Origin of the sequence: Shewanella sp. HL-SH4, from assembly GCF_051164845.1 — a bacterium.
Taxonomy (GTDB): domain Bacteria; phylum Pseudomonadota; class Gammaproteobacteria; order Enterobacterales; family Shewanellaceae; genus Shewanella; species Shewanella glacialimarina.
This window is the reverse complement of record NZ_CP195037.1, coordinates 2,651,559-2,676,578: the sequence shown is the minus strand read 5'-3', so window position 1 is coordinate 2,676,578 and position 25,020 is coordinate 2,651,559. Positions and strand designations below refer to the sequence as shown.

The following is a 25,020-nucleotide window of genomic DNA, read 5'->3' as shown; positions in this document are numbered from 1 at the left end:
TTTGACCATGTACCAATCAGTCACAAACCACTAGGTTAAAATGTTGCTAATAAATGGCTGAGTAAACGACGTAATTGGCTTAATAATAATGAGTCCATATTTGGGTGGAAATGAGTCGCATCAGCGCTGGCTATGGCAAATATGACCTGACCATTTTCATCCGATAGTCTAGTTAACGCAACAGAGCCAACTTCACTGCCAAATAAGCGTTTTGATTCTGACTGAGTTAGTCGACCAAAATAGTAATTATTTTGAATGCGATGACGCCAAATGTTAGCTAATTCACTGTCAATATCATGAACGGTAATTAAACGTACATGGGTAAAGCCAAACTCAGCCTTTAACCCTTCAAACAAGGTTTGCCTAAGTTCACTTAGCTCCTTACAAGCCAATAATTGAAATGACAATTCATTATTAAACATAAATATACGTTCATTCTGCTTTGCCACATTCATTAGCGCAGTAATTTCTTCTTCGAGCTGAGTCACTTTTTGGCGCAGTATTTCTTGTCTACGCTCAACCAGTGATACCGCGCCACGCTCATGATGATTCAACCGAAGCGCAATCAGTAACTCAGGGTGACGATTGAAAAACTCAGGGTTGTCGAGTAAATAATCACGCACTAGATTTTCATCTAGCACTTGGTTACGAAAGTTCGCCAACATTTCAGCGCCTAAATCTTGACCGATTGCATCGATACCCGATCGTGCGTCCAATAATGTATCTTGGATTGATGCTGCATCAGCAGCTGACGTTATCTCATTCATAAAAAATTAATCTACCTAAATATTACAACTGTATTTGACCATCATATACATGTTCAGCAGGGCCTGTCATCCACAACGACTTACCTTCACCTTCCCAATTAATGGTTAATGAACCACCGGGTAAGTCTACGCGCACTTCATTGTCTAACTTGTCTTGCAGTATCCCCACAGCAACAGCGGCACAGGCGCCAGTGCCACAGGCCAGTGTTTCTGCAGCGCCACGCTCATAAACCCTAAGCTTAATATGGCTTGGGCTTATGACTTGCATAAAGCCGACATTAACCCCTTTTGGGAATCGCTCATGGTTAGTTAACATGGCACCTATTTCCGCAACTGCGGCATTTTCTACATTTTCTACTTCAAGCACGCAATGTGGATTGCCCATTGATACAGCACCACATAAAAAAGTTTGCATAGGGGTTTGCAGTAAATAGGTTTTCTCACTCTTTTTAGCTTTAAACGGAATGTGGTTCGGGTCAGTGACAGGTACGCCCATATTGACTGTGACTAAACCATCTCGCTCAATACGCAGGGTTATTTTGCCAGAACTGGTACTCACCCGAATTTTATTCTTGTTGGTTAAGCCTTTATTACGCACAAAACGAGCGAAGCATCGCGCACCATTACCACATTGCTCAACTTCACTGCCATCGGCATTAAAAATACGATAATGAAAATCTAAATCGGGATCATAGGGCGGCTCGACCAATAATAATTGATCAAAACCGATCCCAAAATTTCGATTAGCTAATCGACGAATTTGCTCTGGCGAAAAAAATACATTTTGGGTAATACCATCAACGACCATAAAATCATTGCCTAGCCCATGCATTTTGGTGAATTGAATCAAAGGTGTTTCCTTTTCCATTTACTCATTAAGGTAGCAGGTGTTCACCTTGCCAAAGTTGCGCCATGGTTTCACGCTCACGCACCAGTATATCTTGTTCGCCATCAACCATCACTTCTGCCACCCGTGGGCGAGAATTATAATTAGATGACATCACAAATCCATATGCGCCACTTGAACGCACTGCTAATAAGTCGCCAGCTTTAACCGCTAATTGTCTGTCTTTACCTAAAAAGTCGCCGGTTTCGCATACTGGCCCAACCACATCATAAGCTTGGGTTGGTGCGTCAGTTTGGTTAACAGGAATAATATTCTGCCACGCACTATAAAGCGATGGACGAATTAAGTCATTCATAGCACCATCAACAATGGCAAAGCGTTTGTCGCTGTTTTCTTTGAGGAATAACACTTCAGTGACAAAAATACCTGCATTTGCAGCAATGGCTCGGCCAGGTTCGAAAATCAGCTTAATAGGTCTTTGCCCTAAGCGATCAAGTAACGCAGCGGCGTAAGCGTCTGGGTGAGGAGGTGTTTCATTATTATAAGGCACACCTAAGCCACCACCCACATCAAAATGCTCAATCACAATACCTTGCTCAGCTAAGCGGTCTATCAAAGACAGCATACGATCCATCGCATCTAAAAACGGTTTTAGTTCAGTTAACTGCGAGCCAATATGACAATCGACCCCTTTAACATGTAAGTGAGGTAACTCGGCTGCGCGGGCAAAAACTTGCTCAGCTTCTTCCATCGCAATACCAAACTTATTTTCTTTTAAGCCGGTAGAAATATAAGGGTGGGTGCCTGCATCAACATCAGGATTAACCCGTAATGATACCGGCGCGATTTTACCTAAACGGCCAGCAACCTCATTTAATAGCTCAAGCTCGGCACTTGATTCAACATTAAAACAATAAATACCGATTTTTAATGCCTGCTCCATCTCAGTAATGGTTTTACCTACTCCCGAAAAGACTACTTTTTTAGGATCACCACCGGCTTGTAAAACGCGTGACAATTCACCACCTGATACGATATCAAAACCACTGCCCAGGCGAGCTAGGGCATTGAGTACACCTAAGTTAGAATTAGCTTTTACGGCATAGCAAACCAAATGAGGATGATTAGCGACAGCCTTATCAAAAGCATGCCAGTGGCGCTCTAGCGTTGCGCGAGAATAAATATACAGTGGCGTACCATATTTTTTGGCTAATGCACTGACGTCGCAACCTTCGGCAAATAAATGACTGTCTTGATAAGTAAAAAAATCCACAATACGTTTCCTATATTATTGCTGTATATCAGCTGTTGAGTCTGATCCCGCTGGTAGTGTTTCTAAGTCAGCCGTAATTGGCGCTGCGGAAATTTTATTATCTTCCTGCGCGGGAGTTTTGTATAAAGGCCCTTTCTGACCACAGGCGCTTAGCACTAGGCTAGCAAGCAAAAGTAATAAAAGCAGTCTCATTTTTCTCAACATCTGTGCATCTGATCAATTATGGCCTTATAATCGCATTCATCTCGCAGAAAGCAAAGGATAGAAATGCATGGCTATGACAGATACAGAGTTTCACCAATTAGCTGATGAAATATTCAGCGCAATCGATAACGCTATTGAAACCGCTATTGACGAACAAGACGCGGATGTAGACATCAATTACAGCGGAAATCTAGTGCAATTGACCTTTGAAGATGGTTCGCAAATTGTGATCAACAAGCAAGAACCTTTGCACGAGATCTGGTTAGCGACCATCACTGGTGGATACCACTTTGCTTACCAAAATGGTAAATGGTTAGATACCCGTAATAACATTGATTTTGTGCCATTTGTACTTGATTCAATTGCTAAGCAAGGTGGAATAGTGATTACCATTTAATCCTATTACCACTGTTAATGGGTTTAGCTAGAACGCTGAGCCCATTTCATCTTCCGTTACGCCAAAAGGTTCGACCTTCAATGAGCCCTCTTTTCTCACTAACCGAAAAAATTGCGGCATATTAAAAAATGCTTGTTGATCGCAGTGACTGTCTTTCACAAAACTTAAACTCTGCTGGTTCACTAATTGGCTTATAGTCATATTGTCGTGCACGCTATGGGTCAGTATATTAGTTTCATCGACAAGAATAACTTCCAACTTATGGCTTAATTGCCTTAAAAAAAACTGTTTTGCACCATGAGCTATATAACGTTGAATAATTGCTGGTACTGTTGAAAATGGCTCATTATTAAGTTCAGGACGTGGTAGGTGAGTGACTAAGCGTGGCCTGTTATAGTGGAACATGTTTCTAGAGCTAGCTAACACGTTATAAACCATACCCAAAGAATTAAAATGTAAACCGTATTTTTGACTGCCCATATTGAGCTCAATGAGCAGTGTTTGACTGTCGGTCACATTTTGAATGGTTTGATGGCATAATTTCAGTAATTGCATAAGTTGGTCCTGAATTTGTTTGACCAACTTAGTGGAGCAGGACAATACCGATAATTGACTTTGTGTATTGGCGCGTTTCAATCCTAGCACTAAGAAAGAGAGCGCCTCTAGCACCGCTACTTCACCTTCAAATCGGTGGCTGTGCCACTCACCCCAACTATTTAAGCTGATAATATCAATACTCGATACCATATTTTTCTTATCACGGCCTAGCGACAAAATATCACCATTCATATAATCGACCATGATCTCTTGTCCATGCCATTGCTCAGTTACATCATTATCCATATTGGCGATAACGATGATGCGCTGATAAAACCAAGGTTGGCATAAATGGCGTTTAGTCACTTCAATCGTATGGTTAACATTTTGCATTAGCCCTTTGGCTAAGCGTGCTAATTTGGTGGCATAGGCTTTATTTCGCCCAATGCTATACCAATATGTTCTGTCGGTAACCAAACCATTCATCACCGCCCAAGCCACCACATCTACGTCGGTTTTTCCAACAAACAATGCCTGCTGCCCGATGAGGTTAGCCGCGTTACTGACGCCTCTAAATAATTGATATTGTTCTTTCTTTTTTGAAAACCATACTGCAAGCTGTGGTTCACTGACATTTTGACTCCACAGTGGATTAAGCGGGGGTAAAGTATGGGGATCATCACTGAAAAAACCATGCAACTTACGCGCTAATAGGCCAAGCTCTTCAACTCGCATGCGATCGCTAAGTTCATGTTTAGAAGCAAATTGAAGCAGGTTTTTATAGCTAGCAAGCAGCAACTCGTTTAACTGCTGATTAAACCATTGTAACTGACCAGAATGCCAGTTTGTCGCATTGTCTAAAGTGACTAGTAGACTAGTTGGCCAACACCAATCCACCGTTAGATCTGTGAGTTTTTGATAGCGCCAATCATGCTGTGTGTGTTGTGGTTCAGATAATGCGATGCCGCATTTAAGGTAAAAACAGCGTCGTACAATTTCAAGCCTTTTAACTTCCCGGCGAGATAACAAATAATGCTCTATACGTTGATATAGAATAAGGTAGGCATCATTATCGTCAGAGAAATTATCATTTAAACAATATTGCCAAACTTCTTCTGTGGCCATATGATTTTGCGGATACTCGCTGGCATAAACTTCAAGTAATAATACTTTTAATAGCGCTTTATGCGGCTTATTGAGACCTTTATATAACTGCCACAAAGATGCACCAAAATACTCGCTGGCAGGCAAGTTTTTCAAGTCACCTAAAAACAGCAACGCATCGCCAGTCGCTTCCGGCCACCAAGCAACATATTTGCCGGCTAATCGAATATGAGTGCGATAAAACTCTTCCAGTAACAACCAATGCTGAACCGACCCACTGTGTTCTTCACCCAATGGTTGGCAGTTTTCATACAAACTGCATTCGCGGAATTGGTTAGGGTGAATAAGATAAAAATTTACTTCAAAATCAAATTGAGCAAACCAAGCGGTTAACTGAGAAGCTTTTGCATGAAGTAGGCCTATTTCTATCTGGCTCAACGTTATGTGATGCACTAACCAGATGTCAACATCACTATTGAGGTTTTGACCAAAACTAGATGAGCTTCCCATGGCGTAAATGCCTTCAAATGCATAGGGTTGCTCAGACACTGTTGGTATATATGGTACGCCGGCAGCTTGACACGCTTGCTCGAGTACAGATGAAAATTTGAAATCGCAAATTCCCGATGGCGTTACTGCATCGATAAAACCCGGTAATTGAAAATCATTAATCTGTAAAAGATAAGGTATGAGCAAAAACAACTGATATTGTTGATCGGACAAGGTTAATTTAACTCGTTGTAACCTCAACGAATTCAATTTTTCAGCACGATAAATTGCGCTAGTGTTGTCAGTATTTAAATCGGGTAAAACGTGCAAAGACTCCATCCTTAAACCACTTATCTCAGCGACTTTAATCGTGCAAACCATAGCTTTCAACTCATATGGATGCACGGGAGTGATCTATATCAAAAAAATCTATTCGATGTGACAAGGTTAACACTAAATTCAGTTTTAGCAATCTGACCAAAGGTCGTAGAACAAAACTAAAGACAGCCGAATTCAGATAATAACTTCGATGGCTACCAAATAAGCGCTAACCGCTAATTTTACTGCTTATAGCATTTAAATGAACTTAAGTAGGGCTAAACCTCTGCATCATGTCCGTTAAAATAGTTTCTTTATTATTTTGCTTTATCGCCCCCTAACTTAAGTAGATTAAGGTCAAATGATAAAATCATCGCGCAACTTCAAACAATTTCAACACAGTTATGACAAACTCCTTAATCCAATGTTAGCATTAGCGCAATTACTGTTAGTTGATGGATAAATATGGCCATGTCTGAAAACACTATTCGTATTGCAACGCGTAAAAGTCCACTGGCAATGTGGCAAGCTGAGTTTGTAAAAGCTGAATTAGAACGCATTCATCCAGGCTTGATTGTTGAGCTACTGCCAATGAGCACTAAAGGCGATGTTATTTTAGACACACCATTAGCTAAAGTGGGTGGTAAGGGGCTTTTTGTCAAAGAACTTGAAGTTGCCATAATGGAAGACCGCGCCGATATTGCAGTGCATTCAATGAAAGACGTACCCGTAGACTTTCCTGAGGGACTAGGCTTACAAGTAATTTGTGAGCGTGAAGATCCCCGCGATGCATTCGTGTCTAATAGTTATAAAACTATCAGTGAATTACCGCAAGGTGCTGTTGTAGGAACATCAAGCCTACGTCGTCAATGTCAAATTCGTGCAGCTCGCCCTGATTTGGTCATCAAAGATTTACGCGGTAATGTTGGTACCCGTTTGGCCAAACTAGACAGTGGTGATTATGATGCCATTATCCTTGCTGCTGCTGGCTTAATTCGTCTAGAGTTAAAACAGCGTATCGCCAGCTTTATTTCCGCAGAGGAATCATTACCCGCAAACGGCCAAGGTGCTGTGGGAATTGAGTGCCGCACTAATGATGAGCGAGTAAAAAACTTATTAGCACCACTTGAGCATTTAGAAACCCGTTATCGTGTATTAGCAGAGCGCGCCATGAATACTCGCCTGGAGGGCGGTTGTCAGGTGCCTATTGGTGCCTATGCCGAAATTATCGGCGACACCTTAACACTTCGCGGTTTAGTGGGTAATCCTGATGGTAGCCAGGTGATTACTGGCCAGGTCGCTGGTGAGAAAACACAGGCTATCGAACTTGGGCAGGCACTGGCGAATGACTTATTAAGTCGTGGTGCTAAAACCATTCTTGATGCGGTTTACGCCCAGTAACGGCTAAAATATGAAAGTCTTGCTGACACGTCCAGAAGGTCGTAATCAAGATATGATTGAGCAACTTGATAAGTATCAAGTTGCTCATATAGTCACTCCACTTCTAGGTGTAGAAGCGACTAACCTACCAGCCCCTGTTTTTTTTGATGACGTTGATAATCTCATTTTTATTAGCACTAATGCAGTGACATTTACCGCAGAAAAACGTCATAAATTATTCCCCTCTCAATGTCGCTACTTTGCTGTAGGTCAAGCCACGGCTGATGCATTAAAACAATACAACTTGACTGTATTTTCTGCCCCAGAAAATAGCCAAGACAGTGAAGGGCTTTTATCATTACCACAGCTGCAACATATTAATAAACAATCCTTTATTATCTGCCGCGGCTCAGGTGGACGCGAAACAATAGCTGAACAACTCGAACTGCGGGGGGCTAATGTCAGCTATTGGGATGTATACCAACGCTCGCGGCCAACACTCGATAATCAACAGGTTGTTCCACAATGGCTAGATTTCGGTATCGACACAATTGTGGTCACTAGTGGTGAGATATTAACCAATTTAATTGCGTTAATTCCAAAAGAGTTATTTGCATGGTTAGATTCATGTCATATCATAGTGCCAAGTAATCGTGTGAAATTACAGGCAAATGCATTAGGTTTACATAAAGTAACCAATGCAAATGGAGCAAATACTCAGGCAATACTTGTCGCATTGGGCTTAACAGCGTAATTTCACTATTTAACACTGTTCAATGATAGTGAGCCTTTCACTATCAATTTGTCGTATTTTGCTTTCAAGGACTGTTCATGGAAAATAACAAACTCGAATCCACTGAAGTTGATACTCATGATGTAGTGTCTAAACCTCAGGCAAAGGGCGACTCACCTCAAGCTGCAAAAGCTGCCTCTCCTACGCCAAAACGTCAACCAGGTCCTTCAAGTCGGCTTCGTAAGTTACGCAGTTCATGGTGGGTTCGATTAAGTATTTTTATTAGCTGGATTGCTGCTGGCACGGCTATTGCTGGTTGTTATTGGCTTTATTTACAACTCAATTCACAACAAGAAAGTCAGCAAAATCAACAGCAAGAGTTAGCCGCTGAATTAACTACGCTTGAAACAAACAATCAAAAGCTAAAACAAGAATTACAGCAGTCACTATCCGAGCCAAACCAACGTATTGCCCAATTAGAACAGCAACAAACCAATGATGTAAAAGCTTATCAGCAGTTGGCTATGCTGCAACAGGCGCAAAAACAACTACAAGAACGAGTCGCAGTAGTCGCTCAACGCAGTCCGAACCATTGGATGGCGTCTGAAGCCGACTATCTAGTGCGTATGGCAAGTAGAAAACTGTGGCTTGAAAAAGACCCTCAAACTGCAGCAAGCTTGTTGCAGTCGGCCGATAACCGCATTGAAGCAATGAAAGATCCCGCCTTACATCAACTGCGTAAAGCCATCGCACAGGATATTGCCGCAACGCGTTCGATTAAAACGACAGATGTCGCAGGCTCTGTGTATGCCATTGATGCGGTAATAGACCAAGTAGCTAACCTTCCCTTAAATCAAGCTGATACAGATTTAGCCGTGGATGAATTAGCTGAACCTCTATCTGATTCTATTGATGACTGGCAAACGAATTTATCTAAGTCATTTAAGCAATTTATTGAAGGTTTTATCACTATCCGCGAGCGCACCACTGATTTAGAACCGCTACTGCCGTTAGAACAACAATGGTATTTAGTGGAAAATGTGCGCCTAAAATTATTACAAGCTCAGTTTTCACTACATAACTATGATCAACAGGGTTATCAAAGTGCGATTAATTATGCTCATCGTTGGGTAAACCAGTATTTTGATACTAGTGATCGTCGCACCCAAAATACACTTGCTCAGCTTAAAGTGTTATCACAGCTGTCTATTGAGTCAGTTAATGCTTATCAGTTTAAATCTACCCCACTGTTACAACAGTTAATGACTTACGGGAAAATGATGCCTGAAGAGGAGCCAGCACTATGATAAAAATGTTGGCTTATGTGATTATCATTCTGTTAGGTTTGTGTGTCACACCGTACCTTTTAGAAACCAAAGGCTATATTTATATAGCAATATGGGACTATCAAATTGAAACCAGTTTAGCTTTTGGCTTATTTGCATTAATAGTCTTTTATATTGGCTTAGCATTGACTAAAAGGGTCTTAGTATTGCTATTGACTTTAGTGTTAAGTAGTCGCTATTTACCTGAGCGTTGGCGTATTAAAAAAGCCAAAAAACAAACTTTAATTGGTGCATTAGCCCTAGCAGAAGAGGATTGGCCTACCGCTGAGAAAGCCATGGTAAAAGGTGCTGAAAATGGCGAGCTGCCGGCGCTTAATTATTTTGCTGCAGCAAGAGCCGCACAACATCAACATAAAACCACTGAACGTGATAAGTACCTTGCTAAAGCACAATTGGATCCTTTAGCCAAAAAGGCTGTACTGACTACTCACACGCGCTATTTATTGAAACAAGGCGAATTAACTCAAGCCCGCATCCTGTTGAATGAACTTGATCCAACCAGCAAAAGTAAAGACTCAGTAATCAAGCTGGCAGCCGATTTATATCTAGCTCAACAAGACTGGGCAGCGCTTAAATTAATTATGCCGGCTTTAGCTAAGCGACATATTTATTCCGATGAGGATATCATCGAAATAACGACCAAAGCTAATATCCATTTAATCAATCAAGCTGCTGAAGCAACGGCGGGTGAACTCGACAAATGTTGGGGCTGGCTAAGTAAATCTGAACGTAATCAAGTTCAAACCCTAATTGCCTATCTTTATGGATTATGTAAGCTACAACGTAAAGATGAAGCATTAAAACTGCTTTATAAACAGTTGAAAACTAACCCTGTTGAGAGTTTATTCGATGCGGTAGCTGAAATAGCTAGCGCACATGATAATGATATTCGAAAGCTGCTCAGCAAATTTGAGCAAACACATGAAAATGTTGTCAATTACCAAGAATGTTTGGCTAAGTTAGCCTTACAAACTCGTGATTTTAAGCAAGCCAAAATACATTGGTACAATGCCTGTCAAATTGCACCAAGTCGCACTAGATGGTTAGCTTTAGCGCAAGTACAAGAGCAACTGGGTGATAATACGATGGCGATGCAAAGCTATCGTCATGCAGCTAACGCTAGTAGCTAGCTATATACATTATTTTATTCCCCATAAAGCCTGCATAAAATTGCAGGCTTTTTTGCATTTTTAGACCCAGTAAGAATCGAATTAACTAAACTTTTTCTACCGATAACCGATAACGATTCTGGGTAAATTTATGTTCATTTAATAACATATTTACATAGCTGAATCGCTCATGTAGCTAACACGACTTAAAAAGCATCAATCTTTATTCTTCAATTGGCATCGTTTTAAAATGAGTATGTTGAATAATATATGCGCAGATAAATCGGCTTTTTTAAAAAAGTCATATGGTTAAGACTAGTCAAAAACACGTCAAAAAATTGACATTTCTAGTGTCTTTGAAGTAAAATTGTTAAATCTGGGTTAGTGTATGGCGTTGTAAAGCACAGACATCTTACATCGTTATGCTAAGTCTATAATGTATTGAATATTTCCGAGTCAGGAATAGCTGTTGGGAGCTAATTAATGGGTACGATAACAACAAAAGCAGGCGTATTAACTGAGGCACAAAGCCAAATCAGTATATCTGCTGGTAATCAATTAACAATTTTACAGCCAGGGCAAATAATCCCCGAGGGTAGTTTGTTAATTTTTGATGACAGCGCACGTTTTGTTATCACCTTTGATGATGGCACCATTTTTTCTCAAGATGATATCTCTGTTACGCAACCAGAGTTAAATGACGATTTAACTAACCTTGAAGCGCTTGATGAAATAGAAGCATTACAAGCCCTTATTGCGTCAGGTGAGGATCCAACTGTTGACCTTCCTGAAACCGCTGCAGGTACACCAACAACCGGTAACGAAGGTGGTAGTTTTATCACATTAGATCGTTCTGGTAATGAAACCATTGCGAATGCTGGCTTTAACACTGCGGCCCAACCCGCTGTTAGCCCTCTAACTGTCGAAGAAAATACCATTACTCCCGAAGATGTACCGTCTGTATTGGCAAACGACACCCAAATCGTTGCTGAAGATGAAGTTATTGCAGGCAATTTGCTTGCAAATGACGTCGACCCTGATTCTGAGTTATCAATTGTTACGTTTGAAATTAATGGCGAGACATATCCAGCTGGCACAGAAGTGACTCTTGACGGCGGCGTATTAATCATCAATGAAGATGGTTCTTATACTTTCACACCTAATGAAAATTGGAACGGTCAAGTTCCGGTTATCACTTACACCACCAATACTGGCGCAACAGCGACGTTAACCATTGAAATTACACCGGTTGACGACCCAACAGTTACTGAAAATGATTCAGTAACAGCGGCTGAAGATACCCCTGTGTCAGGTAATGTACTAGATAACGACAGCGATCCAGATTCTGATCTTACCGTGGTCAGTTTTGACATTAATGGTGAAACCTATCCTGCTGGCACTGAAGTGACTCTCGACGGTGGCATATTAATCATCGATGAAGATGGGTCTTATACTTTTACGCCTAATGAAAATTGGAATGGTCAAGTTCCGATTATCACTTACACCACTAATACTGGTGCAACAGCAACGTTAACTATTGAAATTACACCGGTTGACGACCCTACTGTTACCGAAAATGATTCAGTTGTGGCTGCTGAAGATACCCCTGTGTCAGGTAATGTATTAGATAATGACAGCGATCCAGATTCTGATCTTACTGTGGTCAGTTTTGACATTAATGGTGAAATCTATCCTGCTGGCACTGAAGTGACTCTCGACGGCGGCATATTAATCATCAATGAAGATGGCTCTTATACTTTTACGCCTAATGAAAATTGGAATGGTCAAGTTCCGATTATCACTTACACCACTAATACTGGTGCAACAGCAACGTTAAATATTGAAATCACACCGGTTGACGACCCTACTGTTACCGAAAATGATTCAGTTGTGGCTGCTGAAGATACCCCTGTGTCAGGTAATGTATTAGATAATGACAGCGATCCAGATTCTGATCTTACTGTGGTCAGTTTTGACATTAATGGTGAAACCTATCCTGCTGGCACTGGAGTGACTCTCGATGGCGGCATATTAATCATCGATGAAGATGGGTCTTATACTTTTACGCCTAATGAAAATTGGAATGGTCAAGTTCCGATTATCACTTACACCACTAATACTGGTGCATCAGCAACGTTAACTATTGAAATCACACCGGTTGACGACCCTACTGTTACCGAAAATGATTCAGTTGTGGCTGCTGAAGATACCCCTGTGTCAGGTAATGTATTAGATAATGACAGCGATCCAGATTCTGATCTTACTGTGGTAAGTTTTGACATTAATGGTGAAATCTATCCTGCTGGCACTGAAGTGACTCTCGACGGCGGCATATTAATCATCGATGAAGATGGGTCTTATACTTTTACGCCTAATGAAAATTGGAATGGTCAAGTTCCGATTATCACTTACACCACTAATACTGGTGCAACAGCAACGTTAACTATTGAAATTACACCGGTTGACGACCCTACTGTTACCGAAAATGATTCAGTTGTGGCTGCTGAAGATACCCCTGTGTCAGGTAATGTATTAGATAATGACAGCGATCCAGATTCTGATCTGACTGTCATCAGTTTTGACATCGGTGGTGTGACTTACCTTGCCGATTCTGAAGTGACTCTCGACGGTGGCATATTAATCATCAATGAAGATGGGTCTTATACTTTTACGCCTAATGAAAATTGGAATGGTCAAGTTCCGATTATCACTTACACCACTAATACTGGTGCAACAGCAACGTTAACTATTGAAATTACACCTGAAAACGATGCACCTGTGGCTGTTGATGATGTAATTAATGTCCAGGAAGACACCACATTTACCTCAACAGTAGATTTAGATGCCAACGACACTGATTTAGACGGCGATAGCCTAACGGTTGTACCGGGCACCTTTACTACCACTCAAGGCGGTACGATCGTTATTGCCGCTGATGGCAGTTACACCTACACCCCCCGTTGAATTTTAATGGCGTCGACACAGTGGATTACACGGTTACCGACGGCACATTAACTGACATCGGTACCCTGACCATCAATGTGGGTGCAGTAAACGATGCACCTGTGGCTGTTGATGATGTAATTACTATTCAAGAAGATACAGTCTTCAACTCAAGCATCGACTTAGATGCCAACGACACTGATTTAGACGGCGATAGCTTATCTGTGGTTGCGGGCACCTTTACCACCACTCAGGGCGGTACGATCGCTATTGCCGCTGATGGCAGTTACACCTACACCCCACCGCTGAATTTCAATGGCGTCGACACAGTGGATTACACGGTTACCGACGGCACATTAACTGACATCGGTACCCTGACCATCAATGTGGGTGCAGACAACACAGATACAAGTAACGATGCGATCACCGTTAGCGAAGACACTGTCGCCAGTGGCAACGTGCTGAGCAACGATGAATCGAGCAACACCAGCGTAGTCAGCTTCACGGTGGACACTGATGCAAATGGCAGCCAGGAAAGCTTCAGCGCCGGTGACAGCGTCACCTTAGTGGGCGGCGTCTTAGTGCTTAACGCCAATGGCTCATACAGCTTTACCCCAAATGCAGATTGGAACGGCAGCGTGCCAGTGGTGACTTACACCACCAACACAGGTGAAACCGCCACCTTGACCATCACAGTCACGCCTCAAAATAGTGATGTGACCAACGATGCGATCACCGTTAGCGAAGACACTGTCGCCAGTGGTAACGTGCTGAGCAACGATGAATCGAGCAACACCAGCGTGGTCAGCTTCACGGTGGACACTGATGCAAATGGTAGTCAGGAAAGCTTCAGCGCCGGTGACAGCGTCACCTTAGTGGGCGGCGTCTTAGTGCTTAACGCCAATGGCTCATACAGCTTTACCCCAAATGCAGATTGGAACGGCAGCGTGCCAGTGGTGACTTACACCACCAACACAGGTGAAACCGCCACCTTGACCATCACAGTCACTGAAGACAACGCAGATACAAGTAACGATGCGATCACCGTTAGCGAAGACACTGTCGCCAGTGGTAATGTGCTCAGCAACGATGAATCAAGCAACACCAGCTTGGTCAGCTTCACGGTGGACACTGATGCAAATGGCAGCCAGGAAAGCTTCAGCGCCGGTGACAGCGTCACCTTAGTGGGCGGCGTGTTAGTGCTTAACGCCAACGGCTCATACAGCTTTACCCCAAATGCAGATTGGAACGGCAGCGTGCCAGTGGTGACTTACACCACCAACACAGGTGAAACCGCCACCTTGACCATCACAGTCACGCCTCAAAATAGTGATGTGACCAACGATGCGATCACCGTTAGCGAAGACACTGTCGCCAGTGGCAACGTGCTGAGTAACGATGAATCGAGCAACACCAGCGTGGTCAGCTTCACGGTGGACACTGATGCAAATGGCAGCCAGGAAAGCTTCAGCGCCGGTGACAGCGTCACCTTAGTGGGCGGCGTGTTAGTGCTTAACGCCAACGGCTCATACAGCTTTACCCCAAATGCAGATTGGAACGGCAGCGTGCCAGTGGTGACTTACACCACCAACACAGGTGAAACCGCCACCTTGACCATCACGGTCACTGAAGACAACGCAGATACAAGTAACGATGCGATCACCGTTAGCGAAGACACTGTCGCCAGTGGCAACGTGCTGAGCAACGATGAATCGAGCAACACCAGCGTGGTCAGCTTCACGGTAGACACTGATGCAGATGGCAGCCAGGAAAGCTTCAGCGCCGGTGACAGCGTCACCTTAACGGGCGGCGTGTTAGTGCTTAACGCCAACGGCTCATACAGCTTTACCCCCAATGCTGATTGGAACGGCAGCGTGCCAGTGGTGACGTACACCACCAACACAGGTGAAACCGCCACCTTGACCATCACAGTCACGCCTCAAAATAGTGATGTGACCAACGATGCGATCACCGTTAGCGAAGACACTGTCGCCAGTGGTAATGTGCTCAGCAACGATGAATCGAGCAACACCAGCGTGGTCAGCTTCACGGTGGACACTGATGCAAATGGCAGCCAGGAAAGCTTCAGCGCCGGTGACAGCGTCACCTTAGTGGGCGGCGTGTTAGTGCTTAACGCCAACGGCTCATACAGCTTTACCCCCAATGCAGATTGGAACGGCAGCGTGCCAGTGGTGACGTACACCACCAACACAGGTGAAACCGCCACCTTGACCATCACAGTCACGCCTCAAAATAGTGATGTGACCAACGATGCGATCACCGTTAGCGAAGACACTGTCGCCAGTGGTAATGTGCTCAGCAACGATGAATCGAGCAACACCAGCGTGGTCAGCTTCACGGTGGACACTGATGCAAATGGCAGCCAGGAAAGCTTCAGCGCCGGTGACAGCGTCACCTTAGTGGGCGGCGTGTTAGTGCTTAACGCCAACGGCTCATACAGCTTTACCCCCAATGCAGATTGGAACGGCAGCGTGCCAGTGGTGACGTACACCACCAACACAGGTGAAACCGCCACCTTGACCATCACAGTCACGCCTCAAAATAGTGATGTGACCAACGATGCGATCACCGTTAGCGAAGACACTGTCGCCAGTGGTAATGTGCTCAGCAACGATGAATCGAGCAACACCAGCGTGGTCAGCTTCACGGTGGACACTGATGCAAATGGCAGCCAGGAAAGCTTCAGCGCCGGTGACAGCGTCACCTTAGTGGGCGGCGTCTTAGTGCTTAACGCCAATGGCTCTTACAGCTTTACCCCAAATGCAGATTGGAACGGCAGCGTGCCAGTGGTGACGTACACCACCAACACAGGTGAAACCGCCACCTTGACCATCACAGTCACGCCTCAAAATAGTGATGTGACCAACGATGCGATCACCGTTAGCGAAGACACTGTCGCCAGTGGTAATGTGCTCAGCAACGATGAATCGAGCAACACCAGCGTGGTCAGCTTCACGGTGGACACTGATGCAAATGGCAGCCAGGAAAGCTTCAGCGCCGGTGACAGCGTCACCTTAGTGGGCGGCGTCTTAGTGCTTAACGCCAATGGCTCTTACAGCTTTACCCCAAATGCAGATTGGAACGGCAGCGTGCCTGTGGTGACGTACACCACCAACACAGGTGAAACCGCCACCTTGACCATCACAGTCACGCCTCAAAATAGTGATGTGACCAGCGATGCGATCACCGTTAGCGAAGACACTGTCGCCAGTGGCAACGTGCTGAGCAACGATGAATCGAGCAACACCAGCGTGGTCAGCTTCACGGTGGACACTGATGCAGATGGTAGCCAGGAAAGCTTCAGCGCCGGTGACAGCGTCACCTTAGTGGGCGGCGTGTTAGTGCTTAACGCCAATGGCTCATACAGCTTTACCCCAAATGCAGATTGGAACGGCAGCGTGCCTGTGGTGACTTACACCACCAACACAGGTGAAACCTCCACCTTGACCATCACAGTGACCCCTGTGAACGATGACTTCACTGACGCAAGCGAAGTGATTTCAGTGGCAGAAGACAGCAGCGCCACCACTGGCAGCGTATTAACCGGCACCAGCTCGGTTGATGGCGACGTGACAGTGCAAAGCTTCAGCATTGCTGGCGTGACCGGCCCCTTGACCTTAGGCCAAGCGGTCACCATTACCGGTGTCGGCAGCTTTACCTTAAGCGCCAACGGTAACTACAGCTTCACCCCGGTCGCCAACTACAACGGCCCAGTGCCGCTGATCACTTATGTGTTAACCGACGGCTCAAGCACTGATACTTCCACCTTGACCATCACAGTGACCCCAGTGAACGATGACTTCACTGACGCAAACGAAGTGATTTCAGTGGCAGAAGACAGCAGCGCCACCACTGGCAGCGTATTAACCGGCACCAGCTCGGTTGATGGCGACGTGACAGTGCAAAGCTTCAGCATTGCTGGCGTGACCGGCCCCTTGACCTTAGGCCAAGCGGTCACCATTACCGGTGTCGGCAGCTTTACCTTAAGCGCCAACGGTAACTACAGCTTCACCCCGGTCGCCAACTACAACGGCCCAGTGCCGCTGATCACTTATGTGTTAACCGACGGCTCAAGCACTGATACTTCCACCTTGACCATCACAGTGACCCCAGTGAACGATGACTTCACTGACGCAAGCGAAGTGATTTCAGTGGCAGAAGACAGCAGCGCCACCACTGGCAGCGTATTAACCGGCACCAGCTCGGTTGATGGCGACGTGACAGTGCAAAGCTTCAGCATTGCTGGCGTGACCGGCCCCTTGACCTTAGGCCAAGCGGTCACCATTACCGGTGTCGGCAGCTTTACCTTAAGCGCCAACGGCAGCTACAGCTTTACCCCGGTCGCCAACTACAACGGCCCAGTGCCGCTGATCACTTATGTGTTAACCGACGGCTCAAGCACTGATACTTCCACCTTGACCATCACAGTGACCCCTGTGAACGATGACTTCACTGACGCAAACGAAGTGATTTCAGTGGCAGAAGACAGCAGCGCCACCACTGGCAGCGTATTAACCGGCACCAGCTCGGTTGATGGCGACGTGACAGTGCAAAGCTTCAGCATTGCTGGCGTGACCGGCCCCTTGACCTTAGGCCAAGCGGTCACCATTACCGGTGTCGGCAGCTTTACCTTAAGCGCCAACGGCAGCTACAGCTTCACCCCGGTCGCCAACTACAACGGCCCAGTGCCGCTGATCACTTATGTGTTAACCGACGGCTCAAGCACTGATACTTCCACCTTGACCATCACAGTGACCCCAGAGAGCGATAACTTCACTGACGCAAACGAAGTGATTTCAGTGGCAGAAGACAGCAGCGCCACCACTGGCAGCGTATTAACCGGCACCAGCTCGGTTGATGGCGACGTGACAGTGCAAAGCTTCAGCATTGCTGGCGTGACCGGCCCCTTGACCTTAGGCCAAGCGGTCACCATTACCGGTGTCGGCAGCTTTACCTTAAGCGCCAACGGTAACTACAGCTTCACCCCGGTCGCCAACTACAACGGCCCAGTGCCGCTGATCACTTATGTGTTAACCGACGGCTCAAGCACTGATACTTCCACCTTGACCATCACAGTGACCCCTGTGAACGATGACTTCACTGACGCAAACGAAGTGATTTCAGTGGCAGAAGACAGCAGCGCCACCACTGGCAGCGTATTAACCGGCACCAGCTCGGTTGATGGCGACGTGACAGTGCAAAGCTTCAGCATTGCTGGCGTGACCGGCCCCTTGACCTTAGGCCAAGCGGTCACCATTACCGGTGTCGGCAGCTTTACCTTAAGCGCCAACGGTAACTACAGCTTCACCCCGGTCGCCAACTACAACGGCCCAGTGCCGCTGATCACTTATGTGTTAACCGACGGCTCAAGCACTGATACTTCCACCTTGACCATCACAGTGACCCCAGTGAACGATGACTTCACTGACGCAAGCGAAGTGATTTCAGTGGCAGAAGACAGCAGCGCCACCACTGGCAGCGTATTAACCGGCACCAGCTCGGTTGATGGCGACGTGACAGTGCAAAGCTTCAGCATTGCTGGCGTGACCGGCCCCTTGACCTTAGGCCAAGCGGTCACCATTACCGGTGTCGGCAGCTTTACCTTAAGCGCCAACGGTAACTACAGCTTCACCCCGGTCGCCAACTACAACGGCCCAGTGCCGCTGATCACTTATGTGTTAACCGACGGCTCAAGCACTGATACTTCCACCTTGACCATCACAGTGACCCCTGTGAACGATGACTTCACTGACGCAAACGAAGTGATTTCAGTGGCAGAAGACAGCAGCGCCACCACTGGCAGCGTATTAACCGGCACCAGCTCGGTTGATGGCGACGTGACAGTGCAAAGCTTCAGCATTGCTGGCGTGACCGGCCCCTTGACCTTAGGCCAAGCGGTCACCATTACCGGTGTCGGCAGCTTTACCTTAAGCGCCAACGGTAACTACAGCTTCACCCCGGTCGCCAACTACAACGGCCCAGTGCCGCTGATCACTTATGTGTTAACCGACGGCTCAAGCACTGATACTTCCACCTTGACCATCACAGTGACCCCAGTGAACGATGACTTCACTGACGCAAACGAAGTGATTTCAGTGGCAGAAGACAGCAGCGCCACCACTGGCAGCGTATTAACCGGCACCAGCTCGGTTGATGGCGACGTGACAGTGCAAAGCTTCAGCATTGCTGGCGTGACCGGCCCCTTGACCTTAGGCCAAGCGGTCACCATTACCGGTGTCGGCAGCTTTACCTTAAGCGCCAACGGCAGCTACAGCTTCACCCCGGTCGCCAACTACAACGGCCCAGTGCCGCTGATCACTTATGTGTTAACCGACGGCTCAAGCACTGATACTTCCACCTTGACCATCACAGTGACCCCTGTGAACGATGACTTCACTGACGCAAACGAAGTGATTTCAGTGGCAGAAGACAGCAGCGCCACCACTGGCAGCGTATTAACCGGCACCAGCTCGGTTGATGGCGACGTGACAGTGCAAAGCTTCAGCATTGCTGGCGTGACCGGCCCCTTGACCTTAGGCCAAGCGGTCACCATTACCGGTGTCGGCAGCTTTACCTTAAGCGCCAACGGCAGCTACAGCTTTACCCCGGTCGCCAACTACAACGGCCCAGTGCCGCTGATCACTTATGTGTTAACCGACGGCTCAAGCACTGATACTTCCACCTTGACCATCACAGTGACCCCAGAGAGCGATGACTTCACTGACGCAAACGAAGTGATTTCAGTGGCAGAAGACAGCAGCGCCACCACTGGCAGCGTATTAACCGGCACCAGCTCGGTTGATGGCGACGTGACAGTGCAAAGCTTCAGCATTGCTGGCGTGACCGGCCCCTTGACCTTAGGCCAAGCGGTCACCATTACCGGTGTCGGCAGCTTTACCTTAAGCGCCAACGGTAACTACAGCTTCACCCCGGTCGCCAACTACAACGGCCCAGTGCCGCTGATCACTTATGTGTTAACCGACGGCTCAAGCACTGATACTTCCACCTTGACCATCACAGTGACCCCAGTGAACGATGACTTCACTGACGCAAACGAAGTGATTTCAGTGGCAGAAGACAGCAGCGCCACCACTGGCAGCGTATTAACCGGCACCAGCTCGGTTGATGGCGACGTGACAGTGCAAAGCTTCAGCATTGCTGGCGTGACCGGCCCCTTGACCTTAGGCCAAGCGGTCACCATTACCGGTGTCGGCAGCTTTACCTTAAGCGCCAACGGCAGCTACAGCTTCACCCCGGTCGCCAACTACAACGGCCCAGTGCCGCTGATCACTTATGTGTTAACCGACGGCTCAAGCACTGATACTTCCACCTTGACCATCACAGTGACCCCTGTGAACGATGACTTCACTGACGCAAACGAAGTGATTTCAGTGGCAGAAGACAGCAGCGCCACCACTGGCAGCGTATTAACCGGCACCAGCTCGGTTGATGGCGACGTGACAGTGCAAAGCTTCAGCATTGCTGGCGTGACCGGCCCCTTGACCTTAGGCCAAGCGGTCACCATTACCGGTGTCGGCAGCTTTACCTTAAGCGCCAACGGTAACTACAGCTTTACCCCGGTCGCCAACTACAACGGCCCAGTGCCGCTGATCACTTATGTGTTAACCGACGGCTCAAGCACTGATACTTCCACCTTGACCATCACAGTGACCCCTGTGAACGATGACTTCACTGACGCAAACGAAGTGATTTCAGTGGCAGAAGACAGCAGCGCCACCACTGGCAGCGTATTAACCGGCACCAGCTCGGTTGATGGCGACGTGACAGTGCAAAGCTTCAGCATTGCTGGCGTGACCGGCCCCTTGACCTTAGGCCAAGCGGTCACCATTACCGGTGTCGGCAGCTTTACCTTAAGCGCCAACGGCAGCTACAGCTTTACCCCGGTCGCCAACTACAACGGCCCAGTGCCGCTGATCACTTATGTGTTAACCGACGGCTCAAGCACTGATACTTCCACCTTGACCATCACAGTGACCCCAGAGAGCGATGACTTCACTGACGCAAACGAAGTGATTTCAGTGGCAGAAGACAGCAGCGCCACCACTGGCAGCGTATTAACCGGCACCAGCTCGGTTGATGGCGACGTGACAGTGCAAAGCTTCAGCATTGCTGGCGTGACCGGCCCCTTGACCTTAGGCCAAGCGGTCACCATTACCGGTGTCGGCAGCTTTACCTTAAGCGCCAACGGCAGCTACAGCTTTACCCCGGTCGCCAACTACAACGGCCCAGTGCCGCTGATCACTTATGTGTTAACCGACGGCTCAAGCACTGATACTTCCACCTTGACCATCACAGTGACCCCAGAGAGCGATAACTTCACTGACGCAAACGAAGTGATTTCAGTGGCAGAAGACAGCAGCGCCACCACTGGCAGCGTATTAACCGGCACCAGCTCGGTGGATGGCGACGTGACAGTGCAAAGCTTCAGCATTGCTGGCGTGACCGGCCCCTTGACCTTAGGCCAAGCGGTCACCATTACCGGTGTCGGCAGCTTTACCTTAAGCGCCAACGGCAGCTACAGCTTTACCCCGGTCGCCAACTACAACGGCCCAGTGCCGCTGATCACTTATGTGTTAACCGACGGCTCAAGCACTGATACTTCCACCTTGACCATCACAGTGACCCCTGTGAACGATGACTTCACTGACGCAAACGAAGTGATTTCAGTGGCAGAAGACAGCAGCGCCACCACTGGCAGCGTATTAACCGGCACCAGCTCGGTTGATGGCGACGTGACAGTGCAAAGCTTCAGCATTGCTGGCGTGACCGGCCCCTTGACCTTAGGCCAAGCGGTCACCATTACCGGTGTCGGCAGCTTTACCTTAAGCGCCAACGGTAACTACAGCTTCACCCCGGTCGCCAACTACAACGGCCCAGTGCCGCTGATCACTTATGTGTTAACCGACGGCTCAAGCACTGATACTTCCACCTTGACCATCACAGTGACCCCTGTGAACGATGACTTCACTGACGCAAACGAAGTGATTTCAGTGGCAGAAGACAGCAGCGCCACCACTGGCAGCGTATTAACCGGCACCAGCTCGGTTGATGGCGACGTGACAGTGCAAAGCTTCAGCATTGCTGGCGTGACCGGCCCCTTGACCTTAGGCCAAGCGGTCACCATTACCGGTGTCGGCAGCTTTACCTTAAGCGCCAACGGTAACTACAGCTTCACCCCGGTCGCCAACTACAACGGCCCAGTGCCGCTGATCACTTATGTGTTAACCGACGGCTCAAGCACTGATACTTCCACCTTGACCATCACAGTGACCCCAGTGAACGATGACTTCACTGACGCAAGCGAAGTGATTTCAGTGGCAGAAGACAGCAGCGCCACCACTGGCAGCGTATTAACCGGCACCAGCTCGGTTGATGGCGACGTGACAGTGCAAAGCTTCAGCATTGCTGGCGTGACCGGCCCCTTGACCTTAGGCCAAGCGGTCACCATTACCGGTGTCGGCAGCTTTACCTTAAGCGCCAACGGTAACTACAGCTTTACCCCGGTCGCCAACTACAACGGCCCAGTGCCGCTGATCACTTATGTGTTAACCGACGGCTCAAGCACTGATACTTCCACCTTGACCATCACAGTGACCCCTGTGAACGATGACTTCACTGACGCAAACGAAGTGATTTCAGTGGCAGAAGACAGCAGCGCCACCACTGGCAGCGTATTAACCGGCACCAGCTCGGTTGATGGCGACGTGACAGTGCAAAGCTTCAGCATTGCTGGCGTGACCGGCCCCTTGACCTTAGGCCAAGCGGTCACCATTACCGGTGTCGGCAGCTTTACCTTAAGCGCCAACGGTAACTACAGCTTCACCCCGGTCGCCAACTACAACGGCCCAGTGCCGCTGATCACTTATGTGTTAACCGACGGCTCAAGCACTGATACTTCCACCTTGACCATCACAGTGACCCCAGTGAACGATGACTTCACTGACGCAAGCGAAGTGATTTCAGTGGCAGAAGACAGCAGCGCCACCACTGGCAGCGTATTAACCGGCACCAGCTCGGTTGATGGCGACGTGACAGTGCAAAGCTTCAGCATTGCTGGCGTGACCGGCCCCTTGACCTTAGGCCAAGCGGTCACCATTACCGGTGTCGGCAGCTTTACCTTAAGCGCCAACGGCAGCTACAGCTTTACCCCGGTCGCCAACTACAACGGCCCAGTGCCGCTGATCACTTATGTGTTAACCGACGGCTCAAGCACTGATACTTCCACCTTGACCATCACAGTGACCCCTGTGAACGATGACTTCACTGACGCAAACGAAGTGATTTCAGTGGCAGAAGACAGCAGCGCCACCACTGGCAGCGTATTAACCGGCACCAGCTCGGTGGATGGCGACGTGACAGTGCAAAGCTTCAGCATTGCTGGCGTGACCGGCCCCTTGACCTTAGGCCAAGCGGTCACCATTACCGGTGTCGGCAGCTTTACCTTAAGCGCCAACGGTAACTACAGCTTTACCCCGGTCGCCAACTACAACGGCCCAGTGCCGCTGATCACTTATGTGTTAACCGACGGCTCAAGCACTGATACTTCCACCTTGACCATCACAGTGACCCCTGTGAACGATGACTTCACTGACGCAAACGAAGTGATTTCAGTGGCAGAAGACAGCAGCGCCACCACTGGCAGCGTATTAACCGGCACCAGCTCGGTGGATGGCGACGTGACAGTGCAAAGCTTCAGCATTGCTGGCGTGACCGGCCCCTTGACCTTAGGCCAAGCGGTCACCATTACCGGTGTCGGCAGCTTTACCTTAAGCGCCAACGGTAACTACAGCTTCACCCCGGTCGCCAACTACAACGGCCCAGTGCCGCTGATCACTTATGTGTTAACCGACGGCTCAAGCACTGATACTTCCACCTTGACCATCACAGTGACCCCAGTGAACGATGACTTCACTGACGCAAGCGAAGTGATTTCAGTGGCAGAAGACAGCAGCGCCACCACTGGCAGCGTATTAACCGGCACCAGCTCGGTTGATGGCGACGTGACAGTGCAAAGCTTCAGCATTGCTGGCGTGACCGGCCCCTTGACCTTAGGCCAAGCGGTCACCATTACCGGTGTCGGCAGCTTTACCTTAAGCGCCAACGGCAGCTACAGCTTTACCCCGGTCGCCAACTACAACGGCCCAGTGCCGCTGATCACTTATGTGTTAACCGACGGCTCAAGCACTGATACTTCCACCTTGACCATCACAGTGACCCCTGTGAACGATGACTTCACTGACGCAAACGAAGTGATTTCAGTGGCAGAAGACAGCAGCGCCACCACTGGCAGCGTATTAACCGGCACCAGCTCGGTGGATGGCGACGTGACAGTGCAAAGCTTCAGCATTGCTGGCGTGACCGGCCCCTTGACCTTAGGCCAAGCGGTCACCATTACCGGTGTCGGCAGCTTTACCTTAAGCGCCAACGGCAGCTACAGCTTTACCCCGGTCGCCAACTACAACGGCCCAGTGCCGCTGATCACTTATGTGTTAACCGACGGCTCAAGCACTGATACTTCCACCTTGACCATC

General features: G+C 47.8%; 10 protein-coding genes and 20 pseudogenes. 25 read left to right on the top strand and 5 right to left on the bottom strand.

The genetic code is table 11. The features are described 5' to 3' along the window. Nucleotides 1-35: 35 nt before the first annotated feature. From ACRWQL_RS12680 to lptM, 4 genes are all read right to left on the bottom strand, one after another. Nucleotides 36-665, bottom strand: coding sequence for a DUF484 family protein (locus ACRWQL_RS12680; RefSeq protein WP_434931954.1), 630 nt, complete (start codon nucleotides 663-665; stop codon nucleotides 36-38). A gap of 124 nt (nucleotides 666-789) precedes the next feature. After that, entirely contained in the window at nucleotides 790-1,617 is an 828-nt protein-coding gene (gene dapF, locus ACRWQL_RS12675; RefSeq protein WP_434931095.1) for a diaminopimelate epimerase, read from the bottom strand. Nucleotides 1,618-1,642: 25 nt separating this feature from the next. Further along, nucleotides 1,643-2,887, bottom strand: a complete 1,245-nt coding sequence (gene lysA, locus ACRWQL_RS12670; protein WP_434950301.1) for a diaminopimelate decarboxylase — start codon at nucleotides 2,885-2,887, stop codon at nucleotides 1,643-1,645. Between the two features lie 15 nt (nucleotides 2,888-2,902). Continuing rightward, the gene (gene lptM / locus ACRWQL_RS12665; RefSeq protein ID WP_404829999.1) at nucleotides 2,903-3,079 is read right to left on the bottom strand and encodes an LPS translocon maturation chaperone LptM; all 177 of its coding nucleotides are present in this window, start codon (nucleotides 3,077-3,079) and stop codon (nucleotides 2,903-2,905) included. Between the two features lie 79 nt (nucleotides 3,080-3,158). Between lptM and cyaY the strand changes: the two genes are divergently transcribed. Next, nucleotides 3,159-3,488 carry an iron donor protein CyaY gene (cyaY, locus tag ACRWQL_RS12660; protein WP_226412997.1) on the top strand — a complete coding sequence of 110 codons (330 nt, stop codon included), beginning with the start codon at nucleotides 3,159-3,161 and terminating at the stop codon, nucleotides 3,486-3,488. A gap of 27 nt (nucleotides 3,489-3,515) precedes the next feature. Here the strand turns inward: cyaY and ACRWQL_RS12655 are convergent, their stop codons facing one another. After that, on the bottom strand, nucleotides 3,516-5,948 hold the full coding sequence (locus tag ACRWQL_RS12655; protein WP_434950299.1) for a class I adenylate cyclase: 2,433 nt from the start codon (nucleotides 5,946-5,948) through the stop codon (nucleotides 3,516-3,518). A 459-nt stretch (nucleotides 5,949-6,407) separates the two neighbouring features. Here ACRWQL_RS12655 and hemC point away from each other — a divergent pair, with 459 nt between their 5' ends. The 24 genes and pseudogenes from hemC to ACRWQL_RS12535 form a co-directional block, all read left to right on the top strand. Then, entirely contained in the window at nucleotides 6,408-7,337 is a 930-nt protein-coding gene (gene hemC, locus ACRWQL_RS12650) for a hydroxymethylbilane synthase (protein WP_434950296.1), read from the top strand. A 10-nt stretch (nucleotides 7,338-7,347) separates the two neighbouring features. Continuing rightward, nucleotides 7,348-8,070 (top strand): uroporphyrinogen-III synthase, encoded by a 723-nt coding sequence (locus tag ACRWQL_RS12645; RefSeq protein ID WP_434950294.1) that lies wholly within the window; start codon nucleotides 7,348-7,350, stop codon nucleotides 8,068-8,070. A gap of 77 nt (nucleotides 8,071-8,147) precedes the next feature. Beyond that, entirely contained in the window at nucleotides 8,148-9,356 is a 1,209-nt protein-coding gene (locus ACRWQL_RS12640) for a uroporphyrinogen-III C-methyltransferase (protein WP_434950292.1), read from the top strand. Further along, nucleotides 9,353-10,525, top strand: coding sequence for a heme biosynthesis HemY N-terminal domain-containing protein (locus ACRWQL_RS12635; protein WP_434950290.1), 1,173 nt, complete (start codon nucleotides 9,353-9,355; stop codon nucleotides 10,523-10,525). The genes ACRWQL_RS12640 and ACRWQL_RS12635 overlap by 4 nt, the downstream gene beginning before the upstream one ends. Nucleotides 10,526-11,104: 579 nt before the next feature. Continuing rightward, nucleotides 11,105-11,341, top strand: a pseudogene (locus tag ACRWQL_RS12630) (hypothetical protein); the annotation flags it as partial. Between the two features lie 126 nt (nucleotides 11,342-11,467). Continuing rightward, a pseudogene (locus tag ACRWQL_RS12625) lies at nucleotides 11,468-11,725 on the top strand (Ig-like domain-containing protein); the annotation flags it as partial. 12 nt (nucleotides 11,726-11,737) lie between these two features. After that, nucleotides 11,738-12,028 (top strand): annotated as a pseudogene (locus ACRWQL_RS12620) (Ig-like domain-containing protein); the annotation flags it as partial. A gap of 12 nt (nucleotides 12,029-12,040) precedes the next feature. Beyond that, nucleotides 12,041-12,331, top strand: a pseudogene (locus tag ACRWQL_RS12615) (Ig-like domain-containing protein); the annotation flags it as partial. 12 nt (nucleotides 12,332-12,343) lie between these two features. Then, nucleotides 12,344-12,643 (top strand): annotated as a pseudogene (locus ACRWQL_RS12610) (Ig-like domain-containing protein); the annotation flags it as partial. Between the two features lie 3 nt (nucleotides 12,644-12,646). After that, nucleotides 12,647-13,524: pseudogene (locus tag ACRWQL_RS12605) on the top strand (Ig-like domain-containing protein); the annotation flags it as partial. Further along, nucleotides 13,525-13,836 (top strand): annotated as a pseudogene (locus tag ACRWQL_RS12600) (Ig-like domain-containing protein); the annotation flags it as partial. It abuts the pseudogene before it with no gap. Next, a pseudogene (locus ACRWQL_RS12595) lies at nucleotides 13,834-14,136 on the top strand (Ig-like domain-containing protein); the annotation flags it as partial. The pseudogenes ACRWQL_RS12600 and ACRWQL_RS12595, both read left to right, overlap by 3 nt. Further along, nucleotides 14,131-14,754: pseudogene (locus ACRWQL_RS12590) on the top strand (Ig-like domain-containing protein); the annotation flags it as partial. The pseudogenes ACRWQL_RS12595 and ACRWQL_RS12590, both read left to right, overlap by 6 nt. After that, nucleotides 14,749-15,372 (top strand): annotated as a pseudogene (locus ACRWQL_RS12585) (Ig-like domain-containing protein); the annotation flags it as partial. The pseudogenes ACRWQL_RS12590 and ACRWQL_RS12585, both read left to right, overlap by 6 nt. Continuing rightward, nucleotides 15,367-15,681, top strand: a pseudogene (locus ACRWQL_RS12580) (Ig-like domain-containing protein); the annotation flags it as partial. The pseudogenes ACRWQL_RS12585 and ACRWQL_RS12580, both read left to right, overlap by 6 nt. Beyond that, nucleotides 15,676-15,990, top strand: a pseudogene (locus tag ACRWQL_RS12575) (Ig-like domain-containing protein); the annotation flags it as partial. The pseudogenes ACRWQL_RS12580 and ACRWQL_RS12575, both read left to right, overlap by 6 nt. Then, nucleotides 15,985-16,299, top strand: a pseudogene (locus tag ACRWQL_RS12570) (Ig-like domain-containing protein); the annotation flags it as partial. The pseudogenes ACRWQL_RS12575 and ACRWQL_RS12570, both read left to right, overlap by 6 nt. Then, nucleotides 16,294-16,608, top strand: a pseudogene (locus tag ACRWQL_RS12565) (Ig-like domain-containing protein); the annotation flags it as partial. The pseudogenes ACRWQL_RS12570 and ACRWQL_RS12565, both read left to right, overlap by 6 nt. Then, a pseudogene (locus tag ACRWQL_RS12560) lies at nucleotides 16,603-16,917 on the top strand (Ig-like domain-containing protein); the annotation flags it as partial. The pseudogenes ACRWQL_RS12565 and ACRWQL_RS12560, both read left to right, overlap by 6 nt. Then, nucleotides 16,912-18,213: pseudogene (locus ACRWQL_RS12555) on the top strand (tandem-95 repeat protein); the annotation flags it as partial. The pseudogenes ACRWQL_RS12560 and ACRWQL_RS12555, both read left to right, overlap by 6 nt. A 6-nt stretch (nucleotides 18,214-18,219) precedes the next feature. Beyond that, nucleotides 18,220-20,157: pseudogene (locus ACRWQL_RS12550) on the top strand (beta strand repeat-containing protein); the annotation flags it as partial. A gap of 6 nt (nucleotides 20,158-20,163) precedes the next feature. Beyond that, nucleotides 20,164-21,453 (top strand): annotated as a pseudogene (locus ACRWQL_RS12545) (tandem-95 repeat protein); the annotation flags it as partial. Then, nucleotides 21,448-21,777 (top strand): annotated as a pseudogene (locus tag ACRWQL_RS12540) (cadherin-like domain-containing protein); the annotation flags it as partial. The pseudogenes ACRWQL_RS12545 and ACRWQL_RS12540, both read left to right, overlap by 6 nt. Then, a pseudogene (locus ACRWQL_RS12535) lies at nucleotides 21,772-25,017 on the top strand (beta strand repeat-containing protein); the annotation flags it as partial. The pseudogenes ACRWQL_RS12540 and ACRWQL_RS12535, both read left to right, overlap by 6 nt. Nucleotides 25,018-25,020 lie beyond the last annotated feature (3 nt).

What these genes read in the sequence shown, in the direction of transcription:
- ACRWQL_RS12680 (WP_434931954.1), bottom strand. Translation starts at nt 665, where the DNA reads ATGTTGGCGAACTTTCGTAACCAAGTGCTAGATGAAAATCTAGTGCGT.
- lptM (WP_404829999.1), bottom strand. Translation starts at nt 3,079, where the DNA reads ATGAGACTGCTTTTATTACTTTTGCTTGCTAGCCTAGTGCTAAGCGCC.
- cyaY (WP_226412997.1), top strand. Translation starts at nt 3,159, where the DNA reads ATGGCTATGACAGATACAGAGTTTCACCAATTAGCTGATGAAATATTC.
- hemC (WP_434950296.1), top strand. Translation starts at nt 6,408, where the DNA reads ATGTCTGAAAACACTATTCGTATTGCAACGCGTAAAAGTCCACTGGCA.
- ACRWQL_RS12645 (WP_434950294.1), top strand. Translation starts at nt 7,348, where the DNA reads ATGAAAGTCTTGCTGACACGTCCAGAAGGTCGTAATCAAGATATGATT.
- ACRWQL_RS12640 (WP_434950292.1), top strand. Translation starts at nt 8,148, where the DNA reads ATGGAAAATAACAAACTCGAATCCACTGAAGTTGATACTCATGATGTA.
- ACRWQL_RS12635 (WP_434950290.1), top strand. Translation starts at nt 9,353, where the DNA reads ATGATAAAAATGTTGGCTTATGTGATTATCATTCTGTTAGGTTTGTGT.